This is a genomic window from bacterium (genome assembly GCA_023150945.1).
GTDB lineage: Bacteria > Zhuqueibacterota > Zhuqueibacteria > Zhuqueibacterales > Zhuqueibacteraceae > Coneutiohabitans.
Genome location: JAKLJX010000001.1, coordinates 845224 through 864626, shown reverse-complemented (window position 1 = coordinate 864626; position 19403 = coordinate 845224). Strand labels below are relative to the sequence as shown.

Sequence of the window (19403 nt, the reverse complement as noted above, 5' to 3'; positions counted from 1 at the left end):
CAAACACAAAACGAAATCATCACTCGAACGAGCCGGAACCCATGTAGGCAGAAGCACTCACCAGAACGAGAAGACGCAAAGGCGCGGGAAGAGAAGGGTTGAACCGCGAAGACGCGGAGATCGCAAAGCCGTAACCTCCGAAAAGCGATTCTCAGCGTTCTCCGTGACTCTGCGGTTCCATCGATGGCTTTGTGACCGCAATAAGAAAAAGGAACACCATGCAACCAAACGGCAAGCTCGAAAGAATTTGGATCAAACGCGGCAAACGCGGCCCGATGGATCCGCGCACGGCCGCGCAACTGGTGGCAGGCTTGGGCCTGATCGACAACGCCAATCAGGGCGGCAAACGTCAGGTGACGATCATAGCGGCGGAACGCTGGGCGGAGCTGATGCAGGAGCTGGGCGCGCAGCTCGATCCGGCGGCGCGCCGCGCCAATTTGATGATCAGCGGATTACCGTTGCAGGACAGCCGCGGCCGCCTGCTGCAAATCGGCGGCTGCCGCTTGCGCATTCTGGGAGAAACCCGGCCGTGCGAGCGCATGGACGAGGCCCTGCCCGGCCTGCGCGCTTGCATGCAACGCAATTGGGGTGGCGGCGTGTTCGCGGAAGTTTTGGACAGCGGTGAGATTGCCGTGGGTGACGCGGTGAGCTGGATCACCGCGGCCACCTGAAGGTGACGGCAGAAAGGACGCCGTTACCAGGCCGGGCTTTGCGCTGCACCAATGAACAGAATCGCGGCAGGTTTGAGTGTCTGCGGATGCAGCGGCTCACGGCATTCCGCCAGGCGCAGGCCGCAGGCATGAAACAGGTTGATCCACGAGGCAATGGTGCGAAAGTACCACGGCGCGGGCTGGGTAAACTCCGGCCCGAATCCCTCCCACGAGCCGGGCCGCCAGCCGTCGCGATAAGGCTGATCCCCGCAGGCCACCACCGGATGCAGCGTCTGCACGAACAAGCGGCCGTGGCGGCTCAGCAGCGCCGGAAGCGCACGCAGCAGTCGCTCCACCGATTCCTTCCCCAACAATGAAAAATTGCAGATCAGTGCGTCGAAGGGGCCGGCCGCCGCCAGTGCGCCTGCGGCAATTTCCTCATAGGAACAAATTTCAAACTCGGCGCCGCCGCGCTGCCGCGCCTGCTCGATCAACGCAGGAATCGCATCGACACCCATCACCTGCATGCCCTGCTCCGCAAGACGACGCGCCAGCCAGCCTTCGCCGCAGCCAATATCGAGCACACGCTTCGGTTGGTGTTGCTGCACCGCAGCGAGAATCGCTTGATCGGTGACCAGCTTGCGGCTGGCGATTTTCCCCTCCTGCACTGCCGCCGTCCAAGCCGCGGCATTCACCTGCCAGGAAGACAAAACCTCTGCTTCGAGTTCATTGCTCATGCGGTGATGCTCTCCGAAAAAGCAAGGGCATGGCGGAAGGCCATGCCCCTGCAATTCGCTTCAGATGTTGGGATCCGGCGGCGTGTTGGGATTGTTCAGCCGTTCCTGATCAGGATAGGGATAGAAATTGCGATTGCGCTCAGGGTTGGCCTCCAGCGGGCCGGGACGGCTCAGCCGCCGGCTGTCTTCGAGATGCAAGCCGGTCATGAACAGCTCGGCGCTGCGCTGGCGATAGATTTCTTCCAGCAATGCCGTTTCGGTCACCGCACCGCTGTAAGCCGGCAATCCGGCAGCGACGCCGAAGGGATCGGTGGTTTTGGTGCGTACCGCGTTGATTTCATTCACGGCCTCGGGCAAGCGGCCCAGCCGCACCAGGGCCTCGGCTTTGATCAAATTCATCTCACCGGGCAAATACACCGGAATCGCCTTGGAGATGGCATCGAAGAAGCCTTTGAGATCATCGATGGGCAGATTGTAAGGCGAAGGATTGGTTTTGTCCGCCGGGGTGAGATAGAAACCCAGCCGGCCGTCACCAGGTTCGACCAACGCACTGCCGAAATTGTCCCGCGCCGCATAGTTCCGGTTGAGAAACACGAGCTGGTAGATCGGATTCGGATTGCGATCATCGTAAGTGAAAACCGATTTGGCCGCAGGATTGACGCTGCCGGCAATATCCAACGCCGGTTGATGGCGGCCGGCCATCAGATTGTAGCGCGCCCGCATGGCATTGATGGTGTTCACCAGATCGAAATTCCTTCCCAGAATCTGGGTGTTGAACTCGTTGCTCGCCGGGGTGGCGGCCAGCAACTGGGCGGCGGCATCGAGCAGGCCGATCGCGCCGGCCAGCACTTCCTGCCGTGGCCGGAACAGTGCGCGGCCGTCCTTGTCCAAATCAATGGGCGCCTGCTCGAAGGCCTGCGCCAAAAAGCCCATCGCCATGGCCTTGTAGAGATGCGCCAGGGCAATGATGCCGCTGCGCGTGCCGGGATCGAGCGTCACTTTCGGCGCGCTCGCAATCAAATCATTCGCCATGCTCATCACCCGGATCGGCCGCGCCCACAGCGCCAGCACGTTGCCGTTGCCGGTGGTGACTTGATTGCCGCCGTCCTGCAGCTCCAGCAAATTGGTGAAAGTGGAATTGATCGCGATTTCACCGCTGGTGACGCCAGGCGTGAGGATCACCGGTTCCATCACGCTCACGGCGTAGTTTTGCTGCAGGCCCACGGCCAGCGCGATCACGCCGGTGCGCGTGGTCAACACTTGATCTTCCGAGGCGCTGTTGGGGTTGGTGACGTCCAGCGAGCAGGCGGTGATCACCAACAGCAGCATGCTCGCCAACGCCAGCGCCAGTTTGGGTCTATTATGAAGAGAACGCTTCATCAGTTGAATTCTCCCAAATGAGTGTTTCCTGCAAAACGTCCTGCAAACATCCTGTGAAGAGCTGGGCGCCGTGCCGAGTGCTTCACAAGATTTGTCTGAATGACAGGTGGTCGCAACTGTGCCCCGCACGGGGCAAGACGACGAAACGAAAGGAATTGGTACTAGTAATTCAGCGTCACGCCGAAAGAAAACGTGCGCGGAATCGGCACCTCGACGAAATCAAAGCCGCGCACGCCCGTGCTCTGGCCGGCGGTGTTGATTTCGGGATCGTAGCCTTGGTAATCGTCGATCGAGAACAGGTTGCGGCCGATCACGCTCAGCCGCAGGCTGCGCAGGCCGAGCATTTTCGGATGCAGGTCATACGATACTGCCAGCTCGCGCAGCTTGATGAACGAGCCGTCTTCGATCCAGGCATCCAAGATCGAGAACAGCGCGGTGTTGTAGCCGGCGGGCACTTTGCCCTCCAGCTCGCGCTGGTAATCCACCAAGTTGCCGTAGAGCGGCCCGCGCGCGCCCACGCGCCGCGTGAAGTTGAACACGTCGAAACCCTGCACCGCGTCGACTTGCGCGCGCACGGAGAAATTGCGGCCGATCTCCAGCTCGTTGATCCACGAGAAGGTGAAATCGGGATTGGGATCACCGGTGACCGTGCGAATGGTGCCACCGGTGGGCTGGCCGGTTTGCGGATTGCGGCTGCGCTGTTCGGGTTGCGGCAGGCCCGCGGGCGTCAACAACAAGCTGCCGTCGGGATTGCGCGCGTAATACGTGGTGTAGAACACGCCCAAGGGTTCGCCATTCTTCGCCGCGACCTGGCCAAAGGCATCCGCCAGCAGCAGAATGTCGCCTTCGATACCATTCACCTCGTTTTTGTTGGTCGCATAGGTGAAGGTCGTGCTCCAGCGCAGATTGCGGGTTTGCAACGGCAAGGCGCGCAGCAACACTTCCCAACCGGTGTTGTCCAGCGTGCCGACGTTTTCCAGGCGGCTCAAGAAGCCGGTGGAGGGTGCGAGCGAACGGAACAGCAGCAGGTCGGTCACGTGCTGATCATAGTAGGAAAGTTCCACCGCGATCCGGTCGCGCCACAGGCTGAAGTCCACGCCCACCTCGTATTCGCGCTGGCGCTCGGGCTTGATGTTGGCGGTGCCGAGCTGGGTGCTGGGCACCAAACCGGATTTGCCGTCATAGGAAAACGGGCTGTAATTGGTGAATCGGTCGAACGCACCAATGGCGGTGAGATTGCCGGACTCGCCCCACGAGGCGCGCAGCTTGAAGCTGGGGAAGAGGTTCGCGAGGCCGCCATTGCGCCAAAAGCTCTCTTCGGAAATCAAGTAGGAAGCGCTGGCTTTGGGATAAAACTGCCAGCGTTCATCCTTGCCGAAAACCGAAGAGGCGTCGATACGGCCGGCAGCGGTGAGAAACAAGCGGTTGAGCAGGCCAAACGTTTGCTGCGCAAATGCGCCGTAGATCGTGTTCTCGCTGCGGAATTCGCCGATGGTCTGCGAAGCGCCGCTCGGCACGATTTGCGACACCGGACTCAACTGCGTGGCCTGGGCAGTGAAGTTGCTCGCCTTCTCGAACTGCAGCGTGCCGCCCAAAACCGTGGTCGACTGCAGCGAAGTGGAGAGATCGGTTCGGTAACGCACATTGAGATCGTTATTCAATTGCAGAAAATCACGCTCGCCGCGGCGCGCGAGCCCTTGTGGATAAAGCGCGGCGGTGGTGCCGGAGGGAATGAAACCCGTGCCGATTTGGCCGTAGGTATCATACCCGACGGTATAGTCCACGCTCAGGCCGCGCCAGGGCGACAGATTGAGCTGCAAATCGCCGATGAAGCGGCTGGTCTGCTGGCCGAATTTAAACAGATCAATCGCCTGCACCGGGTTGGTGCGGTTGATGGCGGCGGTGTTGGGATACACGCCATTGACCGGCCGCGGATCGGTGGTATTCGGCGAGAAGATAAAGCCCGTGAGTGCGCCGTAGGCTTCGATCAAGCCGCCGTTGGGCACTTCGTCGCTTTCACTGTAGGTGTAATTGGCGCCGGCAGACAGCCGCGCCCAGTCATTGAGCGTTTGATCGAGGCGCGCGCGGCCGCCGGTGCGATGGTAGGAAGTCGCGTTGACGATACCCTCATTACCGAGATAAGAGCCCGAAAAATAATACTGGGTATTGGAGGTGCCGCCGGTCACCGAGAAATTGTTCTCCGTGCCGTACGCGCGCCGGAAAATGAAATCTTGATAATCATAGCGCGTGACCGGCTTGGCGGTGGGATCGCTTTGCGGCTTGTCAAACGGATACTTGTTGACCTCCAGGGTCTTGCGAATCGCGCTGGTGGTGAAGCGGGAGGTGATGCTGATGCGCGGCTCACCGATGCTGCCGCGCTTGGTGAAGATTTGCACCACGCCGTTGTTCGCGCGCGAGCCGTAGATCGCCGCCGCCGCCGCGCCTTTGATCACCTCGATGCGCTCGATGTCCTGGGGATTGAGATCAACCAGCCGGTTTTGCCGGTAACCGCCGAGATCGATCAACTGCGGCGAGTCGTTGTTGACAATCACGCCATCGACAATGTAAAGTGGATCAGCGTTGCCCAGCACCGTGCTTGCCCCGCGCAGCCGCACGGTGATGCCGCCCGCCGGGTTGCCGGAGTTCTGACTGATTTGCGCACCGGCAATTTTGCCGGTGAGCGCGGCATCAATCGCGGTGGCGCCAGTCGCTTCCACCGCGCGAACATTTACCGTCGAAATGGCATTGCCGAGCTGCCGTTTCGAGGTGGCCACGGAAGTGCCGGTCACCACGACCTCGTCCATTTGCAGCGCATCGACGGTGAGGGCGAAATTGACCTCGGCGAGGCCGCTGGTTTGTGTGATACTCTTTCGTGCGGATTTGTAGCCGATCAGGCGCGCTTCCAGCACCGTTTCCGCGCCCGGTGACGGCACCAAGATGGTGAATTTGCCGTCCACATCGGTCGCAGCGCCGCGCGTCGTGCCGGGAATCAACACGTTGGCGCCCACCAGCGCTTCGCCACGCTCATCGGTGACCGTGCCCTGGATGGTCAACTGGCCGAAAGCGGCCAGCGGTATCGTCGCAAGCAACACCAGCATCGACAAACAACGTCGCAGGTTGAACATGAAACTCCTCCCTGACGGGTTTTTGAATTACCAAATTTCGACACATTCTGCCGTGGCATCAGAACAAACAGCTCGTCCGGTTGCACCTCCTTTCTGCAGTATCTTTCGCACGCTTGCCGCCACCGGTCCGGCAGCGCAACCAGTCTTCGGCCGCGTTATTTTTCGCTGCGCTGGCCCATCTGGCGATCCAGCATCAGCAGGCCCGGCGTGTGATTGCCGATCATCCGGAGTTGCTCGACGATCTCCTGCGCCGTCTTCTCCTCCTCCACCTGCTCGGTGATGAACCACTGCAGATGCGCCTGGGTGGGATAGTCGCTTTCCTTGAGGGCAAGTTCATAAAGGCGGTTGATCAGCCCGCTGACTTTTTGTTCGTGGTTGAGCGTGTGTTCCATCATGTCGAGCGCCGATTTGTAATCCGCCGGCGGCTGCGCCAGCGCCTGCAGCGTCACCCGGCCGCCGCGATCATTCACAAAATCGAACAGCTTGAGCGCGTGCCCGAGTTCCTCCTGGCTTTGCCCCCGCATCCAACTCGCAAAGCCGCGCAGATTGACCGATTCGCTGTAGGCCGACATGGCCAGATAAACATAGGCGGATTCCAACTCGGCCTTGATCTGCTCATTCAGCGCGTCTTGTACAGTTTGCTTCAACATGGGAATCTCCTTTCGGGATGGGAACAGAGGAAAACACCTGCTGAGTTTCTTAAAAAAAGAGGGCTGAATATGTCTTTTTTGCGGCAAATGCGCAAGTAGATGTTTGCGAAGGCGCGCGCCCCGTGGTTGTGCCCGACCGCGGAATTGCTTAGATTACGCCAAATCCTGCGAGAGCTGCGAGCTGAATTACGTTCAGGAGAATTCCATCGGCATGGCTGCCATTTCCACTCGGCAAAAACTGCTGCGTTTGCACCGCGACCTCGTCGCCTGCCGGCGCTGTCCCCGCTTGGTGCATTGGCGCGAACGCATCGCACGCGAGAAAACTAAACGGTTTGCAACGGAAGAGTATTGGGGCAAACCCGTGCCTTCCTTCGGTGATTTCAATGCGCGCTTGCTGATTGTCGGACTGGCGCCGGCCGCGCACGGCGGCAATCGCACCGGCCGCACGTTCACCGGCGACCGCAGCGGCGACTGGCTGTATCGCGCCTTGCACAAAGCCGGCTTCGCCAATCAACCGGTGTCAACCCATCGCACTGATGGTTTGAAGTTGAAAGATTGCCTGATCACGGCGCCGTGCCGCTGCGCGCCGCCGGCCAACCAGCCGACGCCGGCGGAATTCGCGAATTGCCGTGGTTTCATTCTCACCGAAGTCGCGCTGATGAAGCAAATCAGAGTCGTGATTGCGTTGGGCAAGATTGCCTTTGCCACCGCGCTTTCTGTTTTTGGAGAGGTTTATGGAATCGATCACTCTCCCAAGCCGAAATTCGCGCATCGCGCTGAAGTCAAGCTGACCGGCAAGATCACGCTGCTTGCGTCGTTTCATCCCAGCCAGCAAAATACTTTTACCGGGAGATTGACGGAGGCGATGTTCGATGGAGTGTTTCGCCGCGCGCGGCAGTTGCTCGATTCTGAATAAGGCCGGCTCCGAGCTCTCAAACCGCCCGGGCGGTTCTCATGGGATCTTATAAACTCAATTAATATTTAATATCTCAGCAACAACCGCCCGAACGGGACCATCACAATTATGCCTGCACACATTCTCGGCATCGACGCGGCGTGGACGGCGCATCAACCCTCGGGCGTGGCGCTGTTGCGCGCACGCAGAAATGCCAAACCAAAATTGATCGCGCTCGGAAGATCCTATGACGAATTTCTCACCAGCGGGCCGCATGCAAAAGTCGATTGGCGCACTCGCGTGCGCGGCTGCCTCCCTCCTATTGATGCGTTGCTCTCTCACTGCAAAAAACTCACTGGCGAGTTGCCGCAAATTGTGGCGTTGGATATTCCTCTGGCGGCCAAACCGCTCAACGGCCGGCGGCCATGCGACAATGCCGTGACTGCGGCCTACGTGAGCCGCGGCGCCGGCACGCACACGCCCAACGCCCAGCGGCCCGGCCCGATTTCGGCATCCCTCTTCCACCAGCTTTGCGCTGCCGGTTACCACTGGCACACGCACGGCGCCGCGCCGCGGGCGAAGCGCGTGTTTCTCGAAACCTATCCGCATCCCGCCATCATCGAACTGATGCGATTGCCGATGCGCCTGGCTTACAAAACTGCGCGCCTCTCGCAGTATTGGCCGGAAGCCTCACCAGACTTGCGCCGGCGCCGCCTCTGCCGGAATCTCGAAGCTTTGCGTGCGGCACTGGCCGAAGAGATTGCGGGCGTAACCAGCCTGGTGCCGGCCGCGCACGCGGTGCGCCGTCTTGGCACCGCCGCGCGACTGAAAGGCCTGGAAGACTGCCTGGATGCGCTGGTTTGCGCTTGGATTGGGTATCAATGCTGGATCGGCCGCGCCCGGGCTTACGGCAGCAAGGAGGCCGCTATCTGGATTCCCTCGCCTGATTTCCGCTCCAAAAAACTGGTGAAGCCCTCAGAAAACTGATGGCCAGAGCCGGCAGCCGGCATTCCTCTCGCCAAACCCGCCAGGTCGCCTCTCCTCCACTGCCCTTTTGGACTTTTCAAGATCAACATTTTCAAGCAGGAAATTCCCGGCATTCCGGCGGCACCGGCGTGACCGTCCGAGCGTTGGTTAACTGATCACTGGCACTACATTTGAAATAAGGTGATAAGCGACAAAAGAGCCTTTTCCCAAGCAGATTCTTGACGAAGTAATCCGGCCTGGCAGAGCGCAGCAGAATCTCAATCAAGGCCAGTTTTAGACAGCACCATCGCCTCCGCGGTTGATGGTCGGGCCTGAATTCATTGGCAACCTTTCCGGCAATTCCGCTGCCCCAGCGCAGCATTTTCATAAAAGAGAGTGAGGCGGCGCAGAGGAAAATCTGCGCCGCCCGCTGATTTCGTGAGCTGACTTCAAGCTCGGGAGTATGAGATATGCGCTACTTTGTGTCGATTCTGCTCGCGCTGGCTCTGCTGCCCTCCATGCAGGCACGCGCCCAAGCCGGCAGTGATTTTGACCTGCAGGCTTACACCAGTTTCCTGGACGACCATCGGGATTTGACCGGCGCACAACTGCGCAGCCTTCATCCCACTCCCGCTTTCCGCACCGCGCTCTACCTTCCGCTCAAAAAAATCGCCTATCTGGACACGATCATCCAAATCTACCAGCTCACCGCCGATGAACGCGCCTTGCTCTCGGATAACGGCTTTGTGGTGAGCGAGCGGCTGCAGCGCGAAAACTTTGGGGAGGCCTTCTATGAAATCTACAAACATGATTTGCCGGTTTTCGTCTCCAGCGATGCCATCTTGCACGCGCTGCATCGTTCCTATGATACGATTCTGGAGGACATGGAACGCGGCCTCCTGATTCCGCGCCTAGAAGAGTTGCTGCTCAAGCTGCGGCGGGAATGGCCGAACCTGGCGAATCGCTCTGCCGGTCAGCCAGCCATGCAAACGATGCTGAACGACATGGACGTCTACCTCACTGTCGCGCTTCGACTGCTGGGATTGGCGTATACGCCGCAGCGCGCGGAGAACAGCGCCACGGTCGAGGCCCTGCTGAAGCTGATCACGGATGAGCAGCCGGCGCCTTATGCCCTGTTCGCGGCTACGCCGCGCCTCATCGATTTCAGCCAATTCCGGCCGCGCGGCCATTATACCAATGAAGCGATTCTCAAGAATTACTTCCGCGCGATGATCTGGCTCGGCCGCACCGAGTTGATGCTCAGCCCGCCGCAACAGCATGGCATGCCGGCGCCCAGCGCGGCTGACATCCAGCGCCAGACCATCATGGCCTACCTGCTCTGGGAGGCTGCTAAAAGCAGCGGCGCGCTGCCGATTTGGGAGGAAATGGAAGATCTCATTCGTTTTTTCGTCGGCGAGAGTGACAATGTCACACTCGCGCATTTGCAGCTCTTGGCGGACGAAATCGGTCTGACTCAGGCCGCCGAATTGCTCGACGCCGGCCGGTTGCAAGCGCTGCAGCAAGCGCTGGCAACGAAGTCTTATGCCATTCAGCGCATCAATTCCCAGATTCTGCTCTCTGATCCCGCCGTTCCCGAGCAAGCCATGCCGCCCACCGCCTTTTTGCTGCTCGGCCAGCGCTTCGTCATCGACTCCTATGTGATGGGCAATGTCGTCCATGACCGCATCCTCTATCAAGGCGAAAAAATCCTGCGCATGATGCCCTCCAGCCTGGATGTGCTGTTCGCCCTGGGAAATGAGGCCAGCGCGATTTTGTTGCAAGATGAGCTGGGGCGTTATCCCTATGCCTCCAACCTGGCAGCGGTGCGCTATCTGGTCGATTCCTACGAGCCGGCGTTCTGGAGCAGCTCGTTGTATAATGCCTGGCTGGCCGCCATTCGCGCGCTCAATCCGCCCGGCAATTTGGCGCCCTTTCCGGCATTCATGCAAACCGGTGCATTTTGGCAGCAAAAGATGAACACGCAACTCGCTTCGTGGGCACAGTTGCGGCATGACAATTTACTGTACGCCAAGCAGTCCTACACCATCGGCGCGACCTGCTCCTTTCCATACAGCTTCGTGGAACCGTTGCCGGCGTTCTATCGCGCCCTCGAGCGTTTTGCCCGGCAGGCTGAGGCCAAATTCGGCACGCTTGCGTTTGCGGAGGAATGGCGCAAGACCTACCTCACGCGCTATTTCTCCGGTATGGCCGGCATCATGGACACGCTGGCGGTGATCGCGGGCAAGCAGCTTCAGCACACGCCGCTGGATTCCGCTGAAACTCGTTTTCTGCAGAGTATGCTTTATGAACGCGACGGGTGCGTAACGGAGTTTGACGGCTGGTATGTCGATCTCTACTACAACGGCTCCGGTCAAGTGGCCGAAAAAGATCTGGTAATTGCGGACGTGCACACGCAACCGACGGATGAAGCGGGAACGCCGGTCGGCAAGGTCCTGCATGCCGGCACCGGGCCGCTCGATCTCGGCGTTTTCATTGCCGAAAATCAGGCGGGCCAGCCGATGGCATTCATCGGGCCGCTGCTGAGTTACTACGAACACGTGACTTGGAATTTCCAGCGCCTGACCGATGAGGAATGGCAGCAACTTTACCGGCAGCCGCCTTCGTTTCGCCCCGCGTGGGTGAATGTTTATCTCGCTGATGCCGAAGGCCGGCGCCGCACCGCGGGTCCACAAATCGCGACCGCGGTCACGGAGCCATTGCAGGAAAAGGCGCTGCCACAAACGCCGGCGTTGCACCAGAATTTCCCCAACCCCTTCAATGCCAACACGCTCATTCGTTTTGAGATTTCACCGGCGTATGCTCATGCCCCGGCTCAGTTGGCGATTTACAACCTGCGCGGTGAGCTGGTGCGCGAGCTGCTCGATCAACCGCTGCCCGCCGGCGACTATCTCGTGCGCTGGGATGGGAAAGACAACACCGGCCGCGATGCGGCCTCCAGCATTTATCTCTGCCGGCTGCAAGTTGGCAAGTCGGCGGCCACACGCAAGCTGACGATGTTGCGCTGAGAACCGCGGGATTATCACAACCGGATTAATCTTGAACATGCGCCTCTCTTCTTCGCTGTTGGCCTGCTGCTTGATCGTGACGCAGGCTGCCCTCGCCCAACAATTCGAGCAATTCGGATTGGAAGGCAAGTCCGTGACCGCTATGCACGAGTTCTTCGGCACGCTTTACGCCGCCACCCAGGACAGCGGCGTCTACCGCCGCTATCTGGCAGATCCGGATTCGGGCTGGAAGCCTCTCGGTGTGCCGGCAAGGACATTGACTTCGATCTTCGCGTTTCACACCGTCTGCCCGCTGATCTGCTGGAAGGGCATACTGGCCGGTACCGCTGCTGACTTGACCGCGGGCGATTCGACTTTGATCTACTTTTACCAGCAACGTCCCGACACTTGCCAAAAGCCGGGCGCGTGGCTGGCAGCGAGCAAGGGAATAGATGCCGTCTCCGTGCGCCACATCCAGGCCCTGGCGGGAGTCGCAGTGTGCCAGCCCATCGGCCCGGAATTCGTCACTGCCTTTGCCGCCGGCCAGGGTGCAGTCTTTCGTTCCCTTGATCGCGGCCAAAGCTGGCAGCCGGTTTGGCAGAGACGATTTGATTTCTTCCGCGTTTTGGCTGCCAGCCAACGTTCGTGGTTCGATCCTCTGGGCCAGGAAATCTGGGCGGGCGGCCATTCCCTCCCGGATACGCTGGACAATGCCTGGCGTCCCCTGATCATGTTGTCTCGCAACTCCGGCGAACAGTGGGAAGACCTCAGCCCCGCGCACCTCAACTGGAACGAAAAGTGCGTTGCCCTGGCGCCTGATCCCGCCGACACCAACCTCATCTATGCCGCCTTGACGCACACGATTCTGCGCTCATGGGATCGCGGCCGGAGTTGGCAGGCGGTGTTTCCCACCTCACCTGCGATAACTTTCACGGCGCTGGCGGTTGATCCACAAACGCCGCAACACCTGCTTGCCAGTGGCAGCGCCGGCAACAATGCCGCCGTACTCTACGAAAGCCGGAATCGCGGTGACGAATGGCAGATGCTGCCGCTCCGGCCGCTGCTGATGGTCATCGGCAGCATGATCTTCGATCCCTTTCTCGCGGACCCTCCTGCGCTGCCACGATCGGTTTATCTCGCGACCTTTGGCAGCGGCGTCTGGCGCTATACCTTTGCGGCGACGAGCGTCCACGACACGCCTGCGAAGCCGGAAGATTTTCACCTCGAAGTGACTTTCCCCAATCCCGCCAGACAGACAGCGGGCGCAGCGCTCACGTTTCGCGTTCTGGCGCCGGTGCCGGAGCCTCTTACTATTCGGCTGTACAACACCCTCGGCCAACAGCTCGGCATTTGGCGTGTGCCGGTGCACAGCGGCGGGCAGAGCTTCACGCTGCCTTTTTCTCCCGCCAGTCTCACTGCCGGCGTTTATTTCGTGCATGCTGAATGGCGCGGCCGGGTGATCGTGAAGAAGTGGACGGTATTGCCGTAACACGCAACACGCGGAGAAGATTTTATGAAGGGTTCAGTCAGACTGAGGGTACTCTTTTTCGCCGGCTTGCTTGCCAGTCAAGCCCTGGCGCAGCCGGGAACCGCCGGCAAGTTGGAGGCCTTTGGCCTGCCGGGCAAGCGCGTCAGCGCGTTGGGCGTGGCGCAATATGCCTCGCTCTCAGCGGCCCTGCTCTATGCTGCCACCGCAGAGGAGGGTGTTTACCGTCGCAATCTGGCAGCGCCTGATTCCGGCTGGGTCGAGCTGGGCTTGAAAGGCAAAAGGCTCACCGCGCTCGATGTCCAGATTTGGGGCGCTGGTCCCGCCGATTTCCACGCGCCCGTCGTCGGCCTGTTTCCCAACTACAGCGCCGGTGATTCCACGCGGATTTACCGCTTTGAAAACGGCGTTTGGGTGCCGGCCGATTCCGGCCTGCCGTGGCCTGATCTCTTCCTGGTCAAAGCCCTGGCGAGTTTTCGTTCCACCGGCCATCTGGCGCCGGGCCCTGCCTTTGCCGGCGGCAACGGCCTGGTCTACCGCTCGCGGACTTTTGCTCGCTGGTGGCAGCCGGCGTTCAGCGTCGGCCTGGGCGTCACCAACGCGTTGGCCGTGCATCAGCGTGATTACTTCAGCGGCACAATTTGGGCCGGCGGCGAAAATGGAATCTTTGCGCCGTGGATCGCGAAGTCGCAGGATCACGGCGGCACTTGGGAAGTCTTCATGCCGAATCTCCGCGGCGACAATGCCTGTAATTCAATTGCCATTCATCCGGAGCATCCTGACACCGTGTATGCCGGCATGGAGGGCGCGGTGATCAAAACCATTAACGGTGGCGCGACGTGGGACTATACCGGCTTGCGCGATACGCCGGTTTATTTCTACGGCCTGACGCTCGACTCCTCGAATCCAGATCACATTTACGCCGGCGGCTTGATTGCGAATCCCGATACCTGGGCGTTGTGGGAGAGCCTGGATGCCGGCGCGACCTGGCAGGAGATTGCCGCGCCGGTGCTGGACCCGCCCGCGGTGGCCGCAGGCATCACCAGCATTGTTGCCGATCGGCAGGCGCCGCGCATGATTTACATTGCGACGCACGGTCACGGCGTGTGGCGCTATCAAAGCGGTCCTGCCGCGATTGGCGATCGCGAAGAAGGGAGACTGCCGAACGGTTTCTGGCTGGCGCAGAATGTCCCCAATCCATTCAATCCTGAAACTCTGATTCGCTATCGCCTCGCTGCCAGCCGTCACGTCAAATTGGAAGTGTTCGATTTGCTCGGGCAGCGGATGGCTACGCTGGTTGACGAACGCCAACCTGCCGGCGAACACCAGGCGCGCTGGGAAGGGAGAAATGCAGCGGGAAAACCGGCGGCCTCCGGCGTTTACCTCTACCGTTTGTCTTTGGATGCCAAAGCTGTGGCCACGCGCAAGATGCTACTGAGGCATATCCCGTAGTGGCCATCGAGGAAGCCCTTACTCTTACTCTTACTCTTACTCTTACTCTTACTCTTGCTCTTACTCTTGCTCTTCATCGCAATGAGAAGCGCAGGAGCGGAAACGAAACAAGGCAACACTTGATTCGAATCAGCCAACCCCAATATGCTCCTTCGGAGGGTCATCCATGAAACGCCTTTTGCTGCTTGCCGCTATGGTGTCGGGCCCCCTGTCTCTGCAGGCCCAATACTGGAACGATTATGTGCTGGAAAAGGGCTTTGACGCGCGCGACTATTTTCTGCGTCCGCACCGCATTCTCTCGCTCAACTTGAAAAACATCGACAGCGGCTTGCTCGGCGTGTTGCCGGATTACTTGAGCGAGATGTCCTTTCAACCAGCAACGCTTTCCTCGCTGGAGGGCAGCCGGCTTTATATCGACCTCAAGGGCAGCGCCGAAAAGCCCAAAGCACCGAAGTATCGCGTTTACCCGGTGTACTTCTACGACAACTCCTACTTCGCGCCGCCCTTTTATGCCCGGCCTGTGGAACGCAAGCTCGAGCCGCTGCTTTCGGCGATCTATCTCGGCGACGTTGCCGCGAAATACCTGCCGGGCTTAAAATACGCCCTCAGCTATGAGCTGACCCATCATTCCGGAACATTTTATGAATATGTTCCCTATTGGTATTACGGCGCCTATGACGCCTTCGGCGTGCGCACGGCGGAAAGCAGCCGGTTCCCTGAAATCGAACCGAACATCAAACAAGACGGGCTTGATGAAAAAACTGAAACCGCGCACATGATGGAAGCTTATCTTTCGTTCAAACTCGCCAAGTTTCTAGCCGCCGGTGCCAAAGTGAGCCGCACCATCACGGACATTGCCGGCGATTACGTGCGTTTCAATGACTACAGCCGGGATTTCGATTATCCCTATCAGTCGCGCTACCTCAACGAGAAGAACGCCGGCGCGGCCCTGCGCCAAAACGAATTCAGCGCCGGCGCGGTGTTCACGCTGCCGGCGGCGCGGCAAATCGGCTTTTTTGGCGGCGGCATTACCGGCCATCACGCTCAATCCAGCGGCGATCGCGACAGCAGCGCTTACACCTATGGCTCCGAAACACAGTCCGAGTATTTCAGCCGCTCCTACTACTCCCACCAGAGTGACAGCCGCTGGCGCCACGAAGGCACAACGCGCTTCGCCGGCATTCATGGCGAATTGCCCATGCAAAACAACATCGCTTTCCGCTTCCGGCTGGAGTATCACAAATCCGATCTCGACCTGACCAACACCGGCGCGGTGCTCGACACCAGCTTTCACCGCTATCGCTACCGCAATTATCCCGACAGCGTGATTTACGAGCCGGCCTACAATTCCAAATTCAGCGACAATCGCCAGGGCGCGGGCGAAGAGACCCGCACGCGGCGAAGCGGCAGCGCCGGACTGGTGATTCCCATGTACAAAAACAGTGAAGCCACCGTGGCCGTGCACCTCGAGCAGGATGAAAGCAAGGCTCTGGTGTATGAAGATGCGCAAGTTTACCGCGCCAGCCGGCAATTGGTCTCCACACCGTGGTCTCCGGCACAGACCACCATCGGCATCGAAGACAAGACGCTGCGTCTTGACAAGCGCCTCAAGACCACGCGCGTCGCCCTGCCGGTGGCCATGACCTTCGGCATTGGACCGCACTGGTCGGTGCATCTGGCGGCGATCAAACAGTTTCTCAGCATCAAGACCGACGAGGTGGTTGACATTTGGTTTCGTACCGATTCCACCATCGTCATCCGGCCGGAAGGTTCGACCCCGCAGAATCCGCCGGAGCGGGTTGATCGCTATCGCGCCGTGCCGGTGCGCCGCAGCGAAGCCTCTTTGAATTTCCGCGCCGGCGCGAGTTTCCAGCCGGTGAAGGCCGTGCGCATCGACGTGGGGCTGGGCGCTTCACCGACGGATTTGGAAACCTGGCAATTCGCCGTGCTGTTCAACCTCTGACATTTGCGATCGAGAATCCCGCCGGCCACGTTCAGCAGAAAAACAGAATGGTGCCCGGCAGATTCTCATAGAACAACTGGCATGACGGTGCTGGCCGATTCTCGAGTGGCGCGCCGTCTGCCGTTTCTCAAATCGTGAGGCTGATCATGAAAGGGCTGTTCATTCTGGGCGCGCTGCTGGCCGCGGCCTGTGATTCCAACCTCACAACCCCGGTGGCAACGGTGGACACGCCGTTCTGGCTGCATTATGGCGAGCACCGCCGCCTCGCGGCAGACGAGGTCACGATCGGTTTTCTTCAGGTTCTGGGCGATTCCAGATGCCCCAGGAAATACCGATGTACGATACCGGGCAGCGCGGACATTCGTCTTTCGTTGAGTAGCAGGAAATTCGGATCGAAATCTGTGACAGTCGCCATACCCGGTTATGTTGCGCAAGCCGACACCTGCTGCCATTTGCCGATCGCCACGCTCGGATACGAAATCACTCTGCTGCAGCTCGATCCCTGGCGGGCAGCGAGTGAAACAATCCAGCCTTCTGACTATAAAGCGCTGCTACAGATTACAAGAACGCCCTGAACGCAACACACAGAAGCGAGGCACACATGAAACTCCAGTTTTTGCGGCTCCTGCTCTTGCTGGGTCTGAGCCTGTGGTTGGTACAATGCGAACACAACGTGGTCACGCCCGACAACCGCAGCTTCCGCGAGCTGACCTCCTTCGAAAAGAAATTGGTGGTCTCGGGCAATCGCTTCGGCTTGCAGCTCTTTCGCGAAGTCGTGCAGCAACGGCCGGGCGAGAACCTCTTCCTCTCGCCGTTGAGTGTGGCCATGGCCTTGGGCATGACCTTGAACGGCGCCAACGGCGAAACTTACGAAGCCATGCAAAACACTTTGGAACTGGCCGGTTTGTCGCAGGAGGAGATCAATCAATCCTATCAAAGCTTGATCGCGCTGCTCATGCAACTCGACCCGCGCGTGGAATTTCAAATCGCCAATTCGATCTGGCACCGGCAGGAAATGGCATTCGAGCCCGAATTCCTCAAGCGCAACCAAACCTATTTCAACGCGCGCGTCAGCGGCGTTGATTTCAGCGCGCCGGCCACCCTCAATCTCATCAACACCTGGGTGAGCGACAACACGCACGGCCGCATTCCGAAAATCATCGATGAAATCAAGCCCGAACATGTGATGTTCCTCATCAATGCAATCTACTTCAAGGGCAAGTGGACATACCAGTTCGACCCCGCCAATACGCGGGACGATTGGTTCATCACAGCGAATGGCGCACAGCAGCCCTGCAGAATGATGCACCAAAAAGCCGGCGTGCGCTATGCTCAGCATCCGACCTTGCAGGCGGTTGATCTGCCCTACGGCGACGCCGGTTTCAGCATGACGATTCTACTGCCTAACCCCGGCATCTCGCTGGATTCACTGATTTCAGCTTTGAACGCGGAAACCTGGGCGGAGTGGATGAACGGCTTTGCCGAACGCGAGTTAATGATTGCCATGCCCAAGTTTACGATGACTTTCGACATCACTTTGAACAGGGCACTCCAAAGCCTGGGAATGGGAGTTGCTTTTACGGAGCGCGCAGACTTTTCGCAAATGTGCAAGTCGCAACGCTTGCTGATCAGTGAAGTCAAACACAAGACATTTGTGGAAGTCAATGAAGAAGGCACCGAGGCCGCCGCCGTCACTTCCGTGGGCATCGGCGTCGTCTCCGCTCCTCCTCAATTCCGAATCGATCGTCCGTTCCTGTTCGCCATTCGCGACAGCCATTCGCAAACGATTTTGTTCATCGGCAAAATGGAATATCCCCAATAACACCTTCACCCGGAGATCTCATGTCTGCAAGAAAAGTGTGCTTGTTTGCCGCCTTTGCCTCCTGGTTGTTCCTCTACGCCGAAGATCTATCGGCTTGCACCTGCCGACAGCCGCCACCGCCGTCGCGCGCCTTTGCCGAGGCGGACGCCGTTTTTCTGGGCAAGGTTCTTTCGTTTGAAGCGATCCCCGCCATCCATCAGCGGCGTGCCCATCTTGACGTCTTGAAGACATGGAAGGGCAACAAGAGCGCGGCGGACACGCTGTTCACTCCCTTCGATGAGGCGGGCTGCGGTTATGACTTCCGGGTCGGCGAAACCTATCTCATTTACGCTTACCAATATGGGGAGGAACCGCTGTCGACCAACCTCTGTACCCGCACGCGCCATGAGTCCTTCGCGCAGGAGGACTTGAACTATTTGGACTCGGTTGCCTACCTGCCACTGACAATCGGCAACGCGTGGACGTTCGGCTCAAACTTTCCGGGCACGACGACTGAGACTATTCTCGACACCACGCTTACGGCCGGGCATTTGTACTACCAATTCGATCAATTCCGTGAATTTCCCCGCCCCCTGCTGCGCATGAATGATTCGCTGGAACTGATCGTGCGCCACGAGAATGAGGAACAAATTTGGCTCAAATTCAGCGCGAAGATCGGCGAGAGCTGGCACGTTTACGGTCCCCAACACCTGGCCGAATGGACCGTGACGCTCGAAAGCACAACCGACACCATCCGGGTCGAGGCCGGGCACTTCTTTCCGTGTTATCGTTTCTATTTCAGATTCCCCGGCGCGGATAATGATTGGATCGAATGGTATACTCCCAACCTCGGCCCGGTGCGGCGCGAGCTGCTGGGCTTTGCCGTGATTGAATATCCCCTGGCCAGCGCCATCATCGACGGCCAGAAGATCCCCACCGGGATTGATGCTCCTTCTTCGCCGGCCTTGCCTCAAACGCTCGAGCTGAGGCAGAACTATCCCAATCCCTTTGCGCCGGCCAGCGCTGAGCCGTTTTTGAACACGACTGCGATTCACTATCGTTTGTCGCGGGAGACACAAGTGACATTGACGATTTACGATATCCTCGGCCGTGCGCTCAACACGCTGGTGCAGCGCCGGCATGGCCCGGGCGATTATGTCGTCACCTGGAATGGCCGGGATCAGCGCGGCGAACGCGTGCCCAGCGGCGTTTATTTTTACAAATTGACGGCGGGCAGCTTCGCGCAAACGCGCAAGCTGGCGGTGATACAATAACTCGGCCTTCGCCATGAGA

Annotated in this window: 14 protein-coding genes; 10 read left to right on the top strand and 4 right to left on the bottom strand. The window is 59.2% G+C overall.

Annotated elements, in window-relative coordinates; genetic code table 11:
* Positions 1–218: 218 nt before the first annotated feature.
* The gene (locus tag L6R21_03185; GenBank protein MCK6558179.1) at positions 219–671 is read left to right on the top strand and encodes an MOSC domain-containing protein; all 453 of its coding nucleotides are present in this window, start codon (positions 219–221) and stop codon (positions 669–671) included.
* Between the two features lie 23 nt (positions 672–694).
* Here L6R21_03185 and L6R21_03180 read toward each other — a convergent pair whose 3' ends face one another.
* The 4 genes from L6R21_03180 to L6R21_03165 all read right to left on the bottom strand — a co-directional run bounded on the left by L6R21_03180 (position 695) and on the right by L6R21_03165 (position 6542).
* Positions 695–1387, bottom strand: a complete 693-nt coding sequence (locus L6R21_03180) for a methyltransferase domain-containing protein (GenBank protein ID MCK6558178.1) — start codon at positions 1385–1387, stop codon at positions 695–697.
* A gap of 60 nt (positions 1388–1447) precedes the next feature.
* Positions 1448–2767, bottom strand: a complete 1320-nt coding sequence (locus L6R21_03175) for a RagB/SusD family nutrient uptake outer membrane protein (protein ID MCK6558177.1) — start codon at positions 2765–2767, stop codon at positions 1448–1450.
* A 161-nt stretch (positions 2768–2928) separates the two neighbouring features.
* A complete protein-coding gene (locus L6R21_03170; GenBank protein ID MCK6558176.1) occupies positions 2929–5892 on the bottom strand; it encodes a SusC/RagA family TonB-linked outer membrane protein in 2964 nt (987 codons plus the stop codon).
* A gap of 155 nt (positions 5893–6047) precedes the next feature.
* Complete coding sequence (locus L6R21_03165) at positions 6048–6542, bottom strand: ferritin (protein MCK6558175.1); 495 nt, start codon at positions 6540–6542, stop codon at positions 6048–6050.
* Between the two features lie 211 nt (positions 6543–6753).
* Here L6R21_03165 and L6R21_03160 point away from each other — a divergent pair, with 211 nt between their 5' ends.
* The 9 genes from L6R21_03160 to L6R21_03120 all read left to right on the top strand — a co-directional run bounded on the left by L6R21_03160 (position 6754) and on the right by L6R21_03120 (position 19384).
* Positions 6754–7458, top strand: a complete 705-nt coding sequence (locus L6R21_03160) for a uracil-DNA glycosylase (protein ID MCK6558174.1) — start codon at positions 6754–6756, stop codon at positions 7456–7458.
* A 108-nt stretch (positions 7459–7566) separates the two neighbouring features.
* Positions 7567–8424, top strand: a complete 858-nt coding sequence (locus tag L6R21_03155) for a DUF429 domain-containing protein (GenBank protein ID MCK6558173.1) — start codon at positions 7567–7569, stop codon at positions 8422–8424.
* A 449-nt stretch (positions 8425–8873) separates the two neighbouring features.
* The gene (locus L6R21_03150; GenBank protein MCK6558172.1) at positions 8874–11429 is read left to right on the top strand and encodes a DUF3160 domain-containing protein; all 2556 of its coding nucleotides are present in this window, start codon (positions 8874–8876) and stop codon (positions 11427–11429) included.
* 37 nt (positions 11430–11466) lie between these two features.
* Positions 11467–12897, top strand: coding sequence for a T9SS type A sorting domain-containing protein (locus L6R21_03145; protein MCK6558171.1), 1431 nt, complete (start codon positions 11467–11469; stop codon positions 12895–12897).
* 24 nt (positions 12898–12921) lie between these two features.
* A complete protein-coding gene (locus tag L6R21_03140; protein ID MCK6558170.1) occupies positions 12922–14346 on the top strand; it encodes a T9SS type A sorting domain-containing protein in 1425 nt (474 codons plus the stop codon).
* A 166-nt stretch (positions 14347–14512) separates the two neighbouring features.
* A complete protein-coding gene (locus L6R21_03135) occupies positions 14513–16309 on the top strand; it encodes a hypothetical protein (GenBank protein ID MCK6558169.1) in 1797 nt (598 codons plus the stop codon).
* Between the two features lie 146 nt (positions 16310–16455).
* Complete coding sequence (locus tag L6R21_03130; GenBank protein MCK6558168.1) at positions 16456–16884, top strand: hypothetical protein; 429 nt, start codon at positions 16456–16458, stop codon at positions 16882–16884.
* Positions 16885–16910: 26 nt separating this feature from the next.
* On the top strand, positions 16911–18131 hold the full coding sequence (locus L6R21_03125) for a serpin family protein (protein ID MCK6558167.1): 1221 nt from the start codon (positions 16911–16913) through the stop codon (positions 18129–18131).
* Between the two features lie 20 nt (positions 18132–18151).
* The gene (locus L6R21_03120) at positions 18152–19384 is read left to right on the top strand and encodes a T9SS type A sorting domain-containing protein (GenBank protein ID MCK6558166.1); all 1233 of its coding nucleotides are present in this window, start codon (positions 18152–18154) and stop codon (positions 19382–19384) included.
* The last annotated feature ends 19 nt before the right edge of the window (positions 19385–19403 follow it).